Raw genomic sequence first — 12984 nt, forward strand, 5'->3', positions numbered from 1 at the left:
CCGGCCGTCGGCTCCGCGCCGTGTGCCGTCCACGCCGTGGCCCGTCGCTGCCGGGGCCTGCCCCTGCTGTCAGTGCCCGGCCCTACTCTCGGCGGTGATGGCACAGGCATGGAAGTGCGCGGGGCTGCGGTGGTCGGCGGACGGGCCCGGGCTGGTGTGGTCCGGAGGCCGGCGCAGCGCGCTGACCTGGGGGAAACGCGTGGCTTTCGGAGTCGCGGAAGGGAGCGTGCGGACCTGCCGGGGGGCTCGGGGGCACGCGTGCCCGGTCGCCGCTGCCGTGCCGGGGCGCAGTACGGGCGCCCGGTGCGAGGAGTGCGCGCGGCTGGACCGGGCCCATTCCGTCGCGGCGGACACCCTGGCCGACGATCCCCGGCCCTACCGCGTCTACCTGGCGTGGTTCGGGCCCGGCATGGTCAAGGTCGGGATCACCGCCGAGGAGCGGGGGCCGGCCCGGCTGCTGGAGCAGGGGGCCGTCTGCTTCACCTGGCTCGGGGTGGGGCCCCTGATGGCCGCCCGGCGCAGCGAGGAGCTGCTGCGGGCCGCCCTGCGGGTGCCCGACCGGATCCCGTACGCCGACAAGCGTGCCGTGCGCTCGGCGCTGCCCGGGACGGAACCGGAGCGGGCCGCGGAGATCACCGGGCTGCACGCGCGGGCCGTGGCCCTGCCCGGGTGGCCCGAGTCGCTGGCGCGTGCGCCGCTGCGGGTCGTCGACCACACGGCCGTCTTCGGGCTGGCGGGGCTGCCCGCCGCCGTGGGGGAGGTGCGCGAGCTGGTCCCGGGCGGTGTGATCGGTGGGGAGCTGGTCGCCGCCGCCGGACCCGACCTGCACCTGGACACCGGGAGCGGTGTCGTCGTCCTCGACACGCGGCTGCTGACCGGCTGGGAGCTGGGTCCTGCCCAGGAGGGCCGACGGCGGCTGCCGGTACGGCGGTTCAGGGAGGACGCCGGGGTGCAGGACGGGTTGTTCTGAGGCCGGGCGGCGGCTCCCAGGAGCCGCCTGAGAAGTGCCTGGGTGTTTCTCAGGGAAATCACAGACGCGGGAAAGGGCGCTCTCAGAGCCCGCCGCCATCGTGTCCGCATGACCACGACCTCGCCCCAGGGGCGCACCGAACTGCTCAGGCCGGACGGGAGCCCCGTCCGCGTGCTGGTGGTGGACGACGAGGCGTCGATCACCGAGCTGCTGTCCATGGCTCTGCGCTACGAGGGCTGGCAGATCCGCAGTGCCGGTGACGGCATGGGCGCCGTCCGGGCGGCCCGCGGCTTCCGGCCCGACGCCGTCGTGCTCGACATGATGCTGCCCGACATGGACGGGCTGTCCGTCCTCGGGCGGCTGCGCCGGGAACTGCCGGACGTGCCGGTGCTGTTCCTCACCGCCAGGGACGCGGTGGAGGACCGGATCGCCGGGCTCACGGCGGGCGGCGACGACTACGTCACCAAGCCGTTCAGCCTGGAGGAGGTCGTCGCACGGCTGCGCGGGCTGATCCGGCGCTCCGGCGCGGCCGACCGGCGGTCCGGCTCCGTGCTGGCCGTCGGCGACCTCACCCTGGACGAGGACAGCCACGAGGTGACCCGCGGCGGGGACGGCATCCATCTGACCGCGACCGAGTTCGAGCTGCTGCGGTTCCTGATGCGCAATCCGCGGCGCGTGCTCAGCAAGGCGCAGATCCTCGACCGCGTCTGGTCCTACGACTTCGGCGGGCAGGCCAACGTCGTCGAGCTGTACATCTCCTACCTGCGGCGGAAGATCGACGCCGGACGCGAGCCGATGATCCACACGCGGCGCGGCGCCGGCTACCTGATCAAGCCCGCGGCGTCGTGAGCGGACGGCCCCGCTCGCGTGCCCGGCGCGAGCCGGGCGCCCGCCGGGCGGGCCGCCCCCGCACGCTGCGGACGCGGCTCGTCGTCGCGTCCGTGGTGCTGATCGCCGTGGTGTGCGCGGTGATCGGCACCGTGACGACGCTCGCGTTGCGGTCCCACCTGTACGAACAGCTCGACGGGCAGCTCGGCGCCGCCGCGTCCCGGGCCGCGCTGAGCCCGCCCCGGGACCCCGACGCGGGGAACGGGGGTGGCGCGCCGGCCCTGCTGAAGGAGGAGAGCCTCACCGTCTTCGTCACCCGGGGGCCGCAGCCGGCCGGCACCATCGCCGCCAGGATCGAGGACGGCCGGATCACGGAGTCCAAGTACGGCGTGTCCGGCGACGACTACCGGATGAGCGCCCGGTCGCTGAACTCCGCCCAGACCGCCGCGCTGATGTCAGTGCCGCAGTCCGACGGGTCGCCGCGGACCGTCGAGGTCCCCGGCCTGGGCGAGTACCGGGCCGTCTTCAGGAGCGGGGACAAGGGCAGCTACTACGTCGCCGTCCCCACCACGGACGTGACCAGCACCGTCAACACCCTCGTCCTGGTCGAGATCAGCGTCACCGGCGCCGGTCTCGCCGCGGCCGGTCTGGCCGGTTCCGTCCTGGTCGGCGTGGCCACCCGCCCCCTGCGCAGGGTCGCCGCCACCGCCACCCGCGTGTCCGAACTCCCCCTGCACAGCGGCGAGGTGCACCTCAACGAGCGGGTGCCCGACTCCGAGACCGACCCGCACACCGAGGTCGGGCGGGTCGGGGCCGCGCTGAACCGGATGCTCGACCACGTGCACGCCGCGCTGCACGCCCGGCAGTGCAGCGAGACGCGGGTCCGGCAGTTCGTGGCGGACGCCAGTCACGAACTGCGCACGCCCCTCGCCTCCATCCGCGGGTACGCCGAACTCACCCGGCGCGGACGCGAACAGGTCGGCCCCGACACCCGCCACGCCCTCGGGCGGATCGAGTCCGAGGCCGACCGGATGACCCTGCTCGTCGAGGACCTGCTGCTGCTCGCCCGCCTGGACGCCGGTCGGCCGCTGCAGTTCGGGCACACCGACCTCGTGCCGCTCGTCGTGGACGCCGTCGGCGACGCCCGCGCGGCCGGCCGGGACCACGACTGGCGGCTCGACCTGCCCGACGAGCCGGTGCCCGTGACGGCGGACGCGGCCCGGTTGCAGCAGGTGCTGCTCAACCTCCTGGGCAACGCCCGCACCCACACCCCGCCCGGCACGACCGTCACCGCCCGCGTCCGGCGGCGCGGCGCGTGGCTGTGCGTCGACGTGGAGGACGACGGGCCGGGCATCGCAGCGGAGTTGCTCCCGCACGTCTTCGAGCGGTTCGCGCGCGGTGACTCCGCCCGGTCCCGCGCCACCGGCTCGACCGGCCTCGGCCTCGCCATCGTGCAGGCCGTGGCGGCGGCGCACGGCGGCGGCGTCAGCGTCGACAGCGCCCCCGGGCGGACCGTGTTCACCCTCCGGCTGCCCGCCACCGCCCACCCGCCGCGCCCCGAGCGGGACGGCGAGCCGTACTCACAGGCGGGCCACAGCGTCACCACACGGCTGCGACAGGGCGCCTGACGACAGTCGGTCCCATGCGAACCGACTCTTTCCCCGGCACCCTGCCGGCGCGGGAGCACCTCCCGGCCGCACCGGCAGCCGCACCCGTCCTGGACGTCGTGGTCCCCGTCCACAACGAGGAGAAGGACCTCCCGCCGTGCGTGCGCCGGCTGCACGCGCACCTGGCCCGCACCTTCCCCTACGCGTTCCGTATCACGATCGCGGACAACGCCTCCACGGACACCACCCCGGCGGTCGCGGCCCGGCTGGCGGCGGAGATACCCGAGGTCGGCAGCGTCCGGCTGGAGCAGAAGGGCCGGGGCCGGGCCCTGCGGGAGGTCTGGTCGGCCTCGGACGCCCCCGTCCTCGCCTACATGGACGTGGACCTGTCCACCGACCTCAACGCCCTGCTCCCGCTCGTCGCGCCGCTGATCTCCGGCCACTCGGACCTGGCGATCGGCTCCCGGCTGGCCCGCAGCGCGCGCGTCGTGCGCGGACCCAAGCGGGAGTTCATCAGCCGGGCGTACAACCTCGTGCTGCGCGGCTCCCTGCACGCCCGCTTCTCCGACGCCCAGTGCGGGTTCAAGGCGATCCGCCGCGATGTGGCGCAGGCGCTGCTGCCGCTGATCGAGGACACCGGCTGGTTCTTCGACACCGAGATGCTGGTCCTCGCCGAACGGGCCGGGCTGCGCATCCACGAGGTGCCCGTGGACTGGGTCGACGACCCCCACTCGTCCGTGCACCTGGTGCGGACCGCGACCGACGACCTCAAGGGCGTATGGCGGATCGGCAGGGCCCTGGCCACCGGCTCGCTGCCGCTGGACCGGCTGGCCCGGCCGTTCGGCGACGACCCCCGCGACCGCGAGATCGAGGACGTGCCGAGCGGGCTGGCCCGTCAGCTCGTCGGCTTCTGCGTGGTCGGTGCCCTGTCCACCCTCTTCTACCTGCTGCTCTACAGCGGCTTCCGCGCCTTCGCGGGTCCCCAGACCGCCAACGCCCTCGCCCTGCTGGTCTCCGCGGTCGCCAACACGGCGGCCAACCGGCGGCTCACCTTCGGGGTGCGGGGGCGCGCCGGGGCCGTACGGCACCAGGCGCAGGGTCTGGTGGTGTTCGGCATCGGGCTCGCGCTGACCAGCAGTTCGCTCGCCGCGCTCGGCGCGGCCACCTCCGCGCCCGCCCACTCCACCGAGCTGGCCGTCCTGGTCGCCGCCAACCTCGCGGCGACCGTGCTGCGCTTCCTGCTCCTGCGGGCGTGGGTCTTCCCCGACCGGCGCACGGACGGGACGCCGGCGACGGCGAACAGCCCCGGTGCGGCCGGTGCGCCGGCCCCGCTCCCGCGCCACCTGATCCAGCAACCCCACGAGCCCCGGTACGAGATGCCGTCGCACCAACCCCACGCGCACCGGTACGAGATGCCGTCGCCCCAGCTCCACGAGCCCCACCACCCGGCGCCGCAGCCGGCCCGCACGCACGACACCGATCCGGGGGACCACCGATGACCGTCCACCTCCACCGGCCGGCCTCCGGCACGGACACCGCGCCCGGCAGCGAAGCCCGCCCTGCCGCCTCCGCAGCCGCCGCCTCCGGCGCGCCCCGCCACCCCCTGCCCCACCGGCTGTGGCGCGGACGGCCCGAGGACCCCCGCTGGGTCCGGCCCGCGTTCCTCGCCCTGCTGGCCGCCACCGCCCTGCTCTATCTGTGGAACCTGAGCGCCTCCGGTTACGCCAACTCCTTCTACTCGGCGGCCGTCCAGGCGGGCAGCCAGTCCTGGAAGGCGTTCTTCTTCGGCTCGCTGGACGCGGCGAACGCCATCACCGTCGACAAGCCCCCGGCCGCGCTGTGGCCGATGGCCCTGTCCGTCCGGCTCTTCGGGCTCGGCTCCTGGGCGATCCTCGTCCCCGAGGTCCTCATGGGCGTCGGCACGGTCGCCGTCGTGTACGCGGCCGTCCGCCGCCGGTTCGCTCCCGCGGCCGGACTGATCGCGGGCGCGGTGCTCGCGCTCACGCCCGTCGCCGCGCTGATGTTCCGCTTCAACAACCCGGACGCGATGCTGGCCCTGCTGATGGCGCTGGCCTGCTCCCTCGTCCTGCGGGCGCTGGAGGACGGCCGGACCCGGTGGCTGGTGTGGGCCGGTGCGGCGATCGGGGCGGCGTTCCTCGCCAAGACCCTCCAGGCGTTCCTGGTCCTCCCGCCGCTCGCCCTCGTGTACGGCGTCTGCGCGCCGGTACCGGTGCGGCGGCGGTTCGGGCAGCTCGCCGCGGGCCTGGCCGCGATCGTGGTCTCCGGCGGGTGGTGGGTGGCCGTGGTCGAGCTGTGGCCCGCCTCCTCCCGCCCGTACATCGGCGGTTCGCAGAACAACAGCTTCCTGGAACTGACCTTCGGCTACAACGGCTTCGGCCGCCTCGACGGCGACGAGACGGGCAGCGTCGGCGGCGGGGGCGGCGGCCGGGGCGGCGGCTGGGGCGAGACCGGCTGGGACCGGCTCTTCGGCTCCTCCCTCGGCGGCCAGATCTCCTGGCTGATCCCGGCCGCGCTGATCCTGCTGGCCGCCGCCCTGGTGGCCACCCGCGGTGCCCGGCGCACCTCCGCGACCCGCGCCGCGTTCCTCGTCTGGGGCGGCGCCCTGCTCACGACCATGCTGGTCTTCAGCTACATGCAGGGCATCTTCCACGAGTACTACACGGTGGCCCTGGCCCCCTACGTGGCCCCGCTGACCGGCATGGGCGCGGTGCTGCTCTGGGAGAGGAGGGACCGGGCGTGGGCGTCCCTGGCCCTGGCCGCCGCCATGACGGCGACGGCCGTCTGGGGGTACGTCCTGCTGAACCGCTCCGCCGGCTACCTGCCGTGGCTGAAGTGGTGGGTCCTGGCCGGAGGTCTCACGGCCGCCCTCGGGCTGGTCTTCGCCGGCCGGCTGGGACGGCGGCTCGCGCTGGGAGCGGCGGGCCTGGGGCTCGCCGCGGCGCTGGCGGGCCCGGCGGCGTACACGCTGACCACGGTGAACGAGGGGCACTCCGGCTCGATCGTCACGGCGGGCCCGGCGGTCGCGGGCGGCCGCGGCCCCGGCGGCGGTGGCGGCCCCGCTGGCGCCGGGCCCGGTGACGGCTTCCCGGGCGGCGCTCCGACCCGGCGCGACGGCACCGGCACCGCCCCGGGGCAGCCGGGCGGCGGCCTCCCCGGCGGCGGCATGCCGGGGCAGGGCGGCAACCAGCAGGGCGGGCAGGTGCCGGAACGGCCCGGGCGGAACGGGGGCGGCGGCGCAGGCGGCCTGCTCTCCGGCGCGTCCGTCAGCGACCGGGCGAAGAAGCTGCTCACGACCGGCGCCGACCGGTACACCTGGGCCGCGGCGGCCATCGGCGCCCAGAACGCGGCGAGTTACCAGCTGTCCACGGGCGAGCCGGTGATGGCCGTCGGCGGCTTCAACGGCACCGACCCGTCCCCGACCCTCGCGCAGTTCCAGCAGTACGTGGCCGACGGGCGGATCCACTACTTCATCGCGTCCGGCACCGGCGGTGGCATGGGCGGCGGCTCCGACGGCGCCTCCGCGCAGATCACGGCCTGGGTGGAGGCCACCTTCACCAAGGTCACGGCCGGGTCGTCCACCTTCTACGACCTCACGAGCAGGACCAGCGGCTGACCCTGCCCGGCGGGGGCGGGTGAGGGGCGGTGGCCGGAAGCCACCGCCCCTCGGCGGGCCCGGCGAAAGTCTGTTGTACACCGTAAGGCAATGGTTCTACGGTGTAGAACATGACGACGTCCTCCCGGGAGACGGCCCCGCCGCAGGCGGCACCCTCCGGCCATCCCCAGCGCTGGCTGATCCTCGGTGTCATCTGCCTCGCCCAGCTCACCGTGCTGCTCGACAACACGATCCTGAACGTGGCGATCCCCTCGCTCACCCGCGAGATGGACGCCTCGACCGCCGACGTCCAGTGGATGATCAACGCCTACTCGCTGGTGCAGGCGGGTCTGCTGCTCACCGCGGGCAACTCCGCCGACCGCTACGGCCGCAAGCTGATGCTGATGACCGGCCTGGCGATCTTCGGTGTGGGCTCCCTCGCCGCTGGGCTGTCCCAGAGCCCGGGCCAGCTCATCGCGGCCCGTGCGGGCATGGGCGTCGGCGGTGCGCTGCTGATGACCACGACGCTCGCCGTCGTCGTGCAGGTCTTCGACGACCAGGAACGGGTGAAGGCCATCGGGCTGTGGTCGACGGTCAGTTCGCTCGGTTTCGCGGCCGGGCCGCTGATCGGCGGGGTGATGCTCGACCACTTCTGGTGGGGCGCGATCTTCATCGTCAACATCCCGGTCGCCCTGCTCGGCCTCGTCGCGGTCACCGCGCTCGTGCCGGAGTCGAAGCACAGGGCCGGCGACCGGCCCGACCTGCTCGGGGCGGTGCTGTCCACCATCGGCATGACGGCCGCCGTGTACGCGATCATCACCGGGCCCGAACACGGCTGGACCTCGGGCCAGGTGCTGCTCCCCGCGCTGATCGGCCTGGTGGTGCTCGGCCTGTTCGTGCTGTGGGAGCTGCGCACCGAGCACCCGATGCTCGACATGCACTTCTTCCGCGACCAGCGGTTCGTCGGCGCGGTGGCGGGCGCGATCCTCGTGGCGTTCGGCATGACGGGGTCGCTGTTCCTGCTCACCCAGCACCTCCAGTTCGTCCTCGGCTACGAGCCGCTGGACGCGGGGCTGCGCACCGCCCCGCTGGCGCTGACCGTCGTGGCGCTCAACTTCACCGGCGTCGGCGCGAAGCTGGTGCTCAAGGCGGGCACGCCCGCGGCGATCGCACTCGGCATGACCCTGGTGTCGGCCGGTCTCGCGTCGATCGCGCTGCTCGGCGCGCACGGGTACGGCGGGATGCTGCTCGGGCTGGTCGTGATGGGCGCCGGCGTCGCCCTGTCGATGCCCGCGATGGCCAACGCGATCATGGGGGCGATCCCACCCGAGAAGGCGGGCGTGGGCGCGGGGATCAACGGGACCCTCGCGGAGTTCGGCAACGGGCTGGGCGTCGCGGTGCTCGGCGCGGTGCTCAACGCCCGCTTCGCCTCGCTCGTGGCCGTGTCCGCCGCCTCGCTGCCGGCGGCGCTGGCGGCGGCCGACTCGGCCGAGGAGAAGGCCCGCATCTCCGACGCGTTCGCCTCCGGCCTGGAGACCAGTCAGCTGGTCGGGGCGGTCGCCGTACTGGCGGGCGGACTCGTCGCGGCCGCGTTGCTCCGGCGGGCCGAGCGGGCAGCAGCCGACTGAGGGCCAGGAGCCGGCGCTCACCGCGGGTGCCGGTCCGCCGTGCCGATCACGCCCGCGCGGTCGCGCGCCCGTCGGCACAGCCCCGCGCCCGGTGGTGACGGCACGTCTAGCATGAGCCGCGTCGGATGATCGAGGAAGGTGCGCCATGGCGAGGACGGCCCGGCAGGACAAGCCGCGGACCAGCGTCTGGCTGGAGGGCGGGGCGCACCGGCGGCGCGGCGGCGGGCAGCCCTCGGGGCTGGACCGCACGCGCATCGTCGAGGCCAGCGTGCGGCTGCTGGACGCGGAGGGACTGGCCGGGTTCTCGATGCGGCGCCTGGCCGGTGAGCTGAACGTCACCGCGATGTCCGTCTACTGGTACGTCGACACCAAGGACGACCTCCTCGAACTCGCCCTGGACCAGGTCATGGGCGAGATGCGGCTGCCCGACCCGGACGCCGGGGAGGACTGGCGCGAGCAGGTGCGGGCGCTGGCCCGGGAGTACCGGACGCTGCTGGTGCGCCACCCGTGGGTGTCCCCGCTGGTCGGCGCCTACCTCAACATCGGCCCCAACAACCTGGCGTTCTCCCGGGTCGTCCAGCGCGTGGTGCGCCGGACCGGGCTGCCCGCCAGGCGCATGACCAGCACGATCTCCGCCGTCTTCCAGTTCGTCTACGGCTACGGGACGCTGGAGGGGCATCTCGCCACCCGGGCCGCGGCGGGCGGGCTGACGGTGGACGAGTACTTCCAGGAGGCCCTGACCACCGTGGCGGCCGCCCCGCAGGCCGCCGAGGTCGTCCGGGAGTCCCAGGAGATCATGGCGGCGCGCGGGGGCGACACCGTCGCCGAGATGCTGGAGCGCGACTTCGAGTTCGCGCTGGAGCTGCTGATCGCCGGGATCGAGGCGATGGCCGGCCGCGGGTGAGGACCGGCCGCGAGCAGCGGCCCGAGGTGCTACGCCCCGTCGACGAGCCGCGCCGGGAAACCGCCGGTGGCCACCGGCCCCCAGCGCTGCGGGGTGATCCGGATGACCGACTTGCCCTGCCGGACCATGGCCGTGCGGTACTCGTCCCAGTCCGGGTGCTCCCCGGCGATGTTCCGGTAGTACTCCACGAGCGGCTCGACGGACTCGGGCGCGTCGACCACCTCGGCCGTGCCGTCGATCTGCACCCAGGGGCCGTCGAAGTCGTCGCTGAGCACGATCAGGCTCACGCGCGGGTCCCGCTTGGCGTTGCGGGTCTTGGCCCGCTCCGGGTAGGTGGACACCACGATCCGGCCCGAGTCGTCCACGCCGCAGGTGAGCGGCGAGCCCTGAGGGCTGCCGTCACCCCTGCGGGTGAGCAGGATCGCGCGGTGGCGGGGGCGTACGAAATCGAGCAACTCGTCCAGGGAGACACGGGTGTTCGTCGCGATGTTCGGTGCCATGCCCGGCAGCCTACGTCGCCAGGGCCTCGGCGAGGTTGTCGTACACGGGCACGTCCCGGCGCATCCCCGTCAGCTCCAGCACGCGGCTCGCGATGCCCTCCGGGCGGGCCACCAGACGGACGCGCGCGCCCGGGCGCAGCCGGTGCCGTACGTCGTTGATCAGGCGGATGCCCTGGGAGTCCATGAAGGAGGTCGTGGTCAGGTCCAGGACCAGGACCTCCAGCCGGTCACCGCGGTCCCGTGCTGCGGACATGATGTGCGGGAGCAGCTTCCCGGCGGTGGTGAAGTCGATCTCCGCGGGCATGGCGAGATGGACGCGGCCGGGCAGGTCGTGCGGCTCTGTGGGTTTCGGGAAGAAGGTCACGGGCGCTCACCTGGCAGACGTTCGTCCGGTTACCGGTAAGGCCGCTTCCTGACCCGCAGCCATTTCATCACGCCGGGCGGCGGGGACGGAAGCGGCCCTGGCCCGGCCGCCGTCGGCCGGGCGTCACTTCCAGGCAACCGAACAGTTAGAGTGCTGTCCGTCCTGTGCTCGCAGTCGGGAATGTGCTGCGGAGCTCTCCTGCGCACGGCCATGGCCGTGCATGCCGAAGAGGTTCGTGGTGGCTGCGTCCGAGTTTCCTGGTTTGCCCCGTTTTACGGCTGGCTTCGAGCTGGCCGAGGCGCTCACGGCGGCATCTCAGCACCTGCACGAAACCCTCACACCGGACGGCACTCTCCGCACGGCGGCCCGGCTGGCCGTGGACATCCTGCCCGGCGCCGATCACGCCGGGATCTCCGAGTTCGAGCGCGGCAGCACGCCCCGCACGCTCGCCTGCACCGACGACGTGGTCCGCGCCGCCGAGGCCGGGCACACCGGAGGCGAGGAGCACGCGCACTGGGACCGGCTGTGGGACAGCCCGGTGGCGTCGATAGCGGACAGCGAGGCCGACGACGGCGGGGACGCGCTGGCGGCGCTGGGCCTGCGCTCGGCGCTGTCGCTGCGGCTGCGCGCCGACCGCCGCCGGCTGACCGTGCTCACCGCCTACGCGCGTAAGCCGGGCGCCTTCGACGAGGACGCCACGCGCATCGGCCGGCTGTTCACCGCGCACGTCAGCATCGCCCTGGACACGGCGACCGTGCACGAGCAGCTCACCGAGGCCATGCACACCCGCGACCTGATCGGCCAGGCCACCGGGATCCTCATGGAACGCCAGGGCGTCGACGCGGCCGCGGCCTTCGACAGCCTGGTGCGCGCCTCGCAGCGGGAGAACGTGAAACTGCGCGCCATCGCCCGCCGGATCGTCGACACGCACAACACGCCCTGAGCGAAGCCCGCTTGCCCGCGGGGCGTGTTCGCGGGACGACGGGATACCCGTACGGCATGAGCTCCGAGACATCCGGCACGCTGGACCAGGCGATGGTGCGCAGCAGTGGTCTCGACACCCTGCTGCGCGATCTGACCGACCGTGCGGTCCAGGAGGTGCCGGGCGCCGCCGCGTGCAGCGTCACGGTGCGCCGGGCCGGCCGGCTGCTCACGCTGGCGGGCAGCGACGGCATGCCGAGCGGCCTCGACCTGCGTCAGTACGAGAACGGCGCGGGGCCCTGCGTGGACGCCGCCGACACCGGGAGCGAGCAGTACGCCCCGGACCTGGCGGCGCAGACCCGCTGGCCGGCGTACACCGCGTACGCGCTGTCCGTGGGTGTCCGCTGCGTGCTGGCGGTCCCGGTCACCGTCGAGGGCGGGAGCGGCGCCGCCATCAACTTCTACGGCACCGGGGCGGACGACCTGGGCCCGGGCCGGGAGGCGGCCCGGGCCTTCGCCGCCCGGGCGGGGGAGGCGATCGACATGGCGCTGGCCATCGAGAGCCGCCGCCAGTCCGCGGCCGACGTGCGCACCGCGCTGCTCTCCCGCAGCGTCATCGACCAGGCGATCGGCATCCTCATGGCCCGGGAGGGCCTCGACGCGCGTACCGCGCTGGAGCGGCTGCGCCGGGCCTCACAGGACCGCAACGTCAAACTGCGCGACCTGTGCGGCCAGTTGGTGGCGAAGGTGTCCGCCCCGGGCTCACACCGCCGGCAGTGACTCGCCCTGCACGGCCTGGATGTCCAGTTCCACCCTGAGCGTGGTGCCGATGGCGGCGATGCCCGCCTGGAGGACCTGGTTGTAGTTCATCGCGAAGTCCTCGCGGCGCAGTTCGGTCGTGGCGCGGAACGCCGCGCGGGTGCCGCCCCACGGGTCCGGGCCGGTGCCGAGGTAGGCCAGGTCCAGGTCGACCGGCCGCACGACGCCGTGCATGCCCAGCTCGCCGTGCACGGTCCACCGGTCGGACCCGTTCGCCGTCAGGCCCGTGGACCGGAAGGTGATCTCCGGGAAGCGCTCGACGTCCAGGAAGTCCGGCGACTTCAGGTGCCCGTCGCGCATGCCGTTGCCGGTGTCGATGGACGCGGCCCGGATCACCGCCTCCACGCGCGACTTGGTGACGTCGTCCGGGGCGATCTCGATCGCGCCGGAGAACTCCGTGAACCGGCCGTGCACGCTGGAGATGCCCAGGTGCTGTGCCACGGCGGCCACGCTGGAGTGCACCGGGTCCACGGTCCACGGCCCGGGCGGCGGCAGCTCGGTGCCGCCCTGGCGGGCCAGCGTCACCGTGCCGGCCTCGGCCCGCCCGCTCGCCGTCACGATCACGCTCGACGCGGCGGGCGCGTACCCGACGGCCGTGACGATCACGGTGTACGCCCCCGGCTGCAGCGGTGTCGCGTCCCGGACGGCGCCCTCCGCGTCGGCCTCGGCCCGCAGCACCTGCGCGCCGGTCATGTCCGCCACCGTGACGACCGCGTGCGACACGGCCCATCCGTCCTGGGTACGGATCCGTGCGGTCAGTCCCATCTCGTACAACTCCTCGGAAAAAAGGGACCGGCCCGTGGCAGGGGGCGCACCTCCGCTCAGAGCGC

12 protein-coding genes are annotated in these 12984 nt (G+C 74.2%); 9 read left to right on the forward strand and 3 right to left on the reverse strand.

What is annotated here, in order from left to right; all coding sequences use genetic code 11:
* Positions 1-97 precede the first annotated feature (97 nt).
* The 7 genes from ACH4C6_RS16515 to ACH4C6_RS16545 all read left to right on the forward strand — a co-directional run bounded on the left by ACH4C6_RS16515 (position 98) and on the right by ACH4C6_RS16545 (position 9550).
* Positions 98-970 (forward strand): DUF2797 domain-containing protein, encoded by an 873-nt coding sequence (locus ACH4C6_RS16515; protein ID WP_398109257.1) that lies wholly within the window; start codon positions 98-100, stop codon positions 968-970.
* A gap of 108 nt (positions 971-1078) precedes the next feature.
* A complete protein-coding gene (locus ACH4C6_RS16520) occupies positions 1079-1819 on the forward strand; it encodes a response regulator transcription factor (RefSeq protein WP_398109258.1) in 741 nt (246 codons plus the stop codon).
* Entirely contained in the window at positions 1816-3426 is a 1611-nt protein-coding gene (locus tag ACH4C6_RS16525; protein WP_398109259.1) for an ATP-binding protein, read from the forward strand. Before ACH4C6_RS16520 ends, ACH4C6_RS16525 begins: the two co-directional genes overlap by 4 nt.
* 14 nt (positions 3427-3440) lie before the next feature.
* Entirely contained in the window at positions 3441-4904 is a 1464-nt protein-coding gene (locus ACH4C6_RS16530) for a glycosyltransferase (protein ID WP_398109260.1), read from the forward strand.
* Positions 4901-7039, forward strand: coding sequence for an ArnT family glycosyltransferase (locus tag ACH4C6_RS16535; protein WP_398109261.1), 2139 nt, complete (start codon positions 4901-4903; stop codon positions 7037-7039). Before ACH4C6_RS16530 ends, ACH4C6_RS16535 begins: the two co-directional genes overlap by 4 nt.
* A gap of 110 nt (positions 7040-7149) precedes the next feature.
* Positions 7150-8646: an MFS transporter gene (locus ACH4C6_RS16540; protein ID WP_398109262.1), complete on the forward strand. Its 1497-nt coding sequence runs from the start codon at positions 7150-7152 to the stop codon at positions 8644-8646.
* Positions 8647-8791: 145 nt separating this feature from the next.
* Positions 8792-9550, forward strand: coding sequence for a TetR/AcrR family transcriptional regulator (locus tag ACH4C6_RS16545; RefSeq protein ID WP_398109263.1), 759 nt, complete (start codon positions 8792-8794; stop codon positions 9548-9550).
* Between the two features lie 29 nt (positions 9551-9579).
* Here the strand turns inward: ACH4C6_RS16545 and ACH4C6_RS16550 are convergent, their stop codons facing one another.
* A complete protein-coding gene (locus ACH4C6_RS16550) occupies positions 9580-10050 on the reverse strand; it encodes a PPOX class F420-dependent oxidoreductase (RefSeq protein WP_398109264.1) in 471 nt (156 codons plus the stop codon).
* A 10-nt stretch (positions 10051-10060) separates the two neighbouring features.
* Complete coding sequence (locus ACH4C6_RS16555; protein ID WP_398109265.1) at positions 10061-10414, reverse strand: STAS domain-containing protein; 354 nt, start codon at positions 10412-10414, stop codon at positions 10061-10063.
* 220 nt (positions 10415-10634) lie between these two features.
* Here ACH4C6_RS16555 and ACH4C6_RS16560 point away from each other — a divergent pair, with 220 nt between their 5' ends.
* On the forward strand, positions 10635-11357 hold the full coding sequence (locus ACH4C6_RS16560) for an ANTAR domain-containing protein (protein ID WP_398109266.1): 723 nt from the start codon (positions 10635-10637) through the stop codon (positions 11355-11357).
* A gap of 56 nt (positions 11358-11413) precedes the next feature.
* A complete protein-coding gene (locus ACH4C6_RS16565; protein WP_398109267.1) occupies positions 11414-12115 on the forward strand; it encodes a GAF and ANTAR domain-containing protein in 702 nt (233 codons plus the stop codon).
* Here ACH4C6_RS16565 and ACH4C6_RS16570 read toward each other — a convergent pair.
* Entirely contained in the window at positions 12098-12919 is an 822-nt protein-coding gene (locus ACH4C6_RS16570; RefSeq protein ID WP_398109268.1) for a YceI family protein, read from the reverse strand. The two genes, ACH4C6_RS16565 and ACH4C6_RS16570, sit on opposite strands and share 18 nt — an antisense overlap.
* Positions 12920-12984: the final 65 nt, after the last annotated feature.

Origin of the sequence: Streptomyces sp. NPDC017943, from assembly GCF_044328425.1 — a bacterium.
GTDB lineage: Bacteria > Actinomycetota > Actinomycetes > Streptomycetales > Streptomycetaceae > Streptomyces > Streptomyces djakartensis_A.

Coding starts and splice junctions, on each gene's coding strand:
- ACH4C6_RS16535 (WP_398109261.1), top strand. CDS start 4,901: ATGACCGTCCACCTCCACCGGCCGGCCTCCGGCACGGACACCGCGCCC.
- ACH4C6_RS16545 (WP_398109263.1), top strand. CDS start 8,792: ATGGCGAGGACGGCCCGGCAGGACAAGCCGCGGACCAGCGTCTGGCTG.
- ACH4C6_RS16530 (WP_398109260.1), top strand. CDS start 3,441: ATGCGAACCGACTCTTTCCCCGGCACCCTGCCGGCGCGGGAGCACCTC.
- ACH4C6_RS16520 (WP_398109258.1), top strand. CDS start 1,079: ATGACCACGACCTCGCCCCAGGGGCGCACCGAACTGCTCAGGCCGGAC.
- ACH4C6_RS16550 (WP_398109264.1), bottom strand. CDS start 10,050: ATGGCACCGAACATCGCGACGAACACCCGTGTCTCCCTGGACGAGTTG.
- ACH4C6_RS16560 (WP_398109266.1), top strand. CDS start 10,635: ATGCCGAAGAGGTTCGTGGTGGCTGCGTCCGAGTTTCCTGGTTTGCCC.
- ACH4C6_RS16570 (WP_398109268.1), bottom strand. CDS start 12,919: ATGGGACTGACCGCACGGATCCGTACCCAGGACGGATGGGCCGTGTCG.
- ACH4C6_RS16565 (WP_398109267.1), top strand. CDS start 11,414: ATGAGCTCCGAGACATCCGGCACGCTGGACCAGGCGATGGTGCGCAGC.
- ACH4C6_RS16540 (WP_398109262.1), top strand. CDS start 7,150: ATGACGACGTCCTCCCGGGAGACGGCCCCGCCGCAGGCGGCACCCTCC.
- ACH4C6_RS16515 (WP_398109257.1), top strand. CDS start 98: ATGGCACAGGCATGGAAGTGCGCGGGGCTGCGGTGGTCGGCGGACGGG.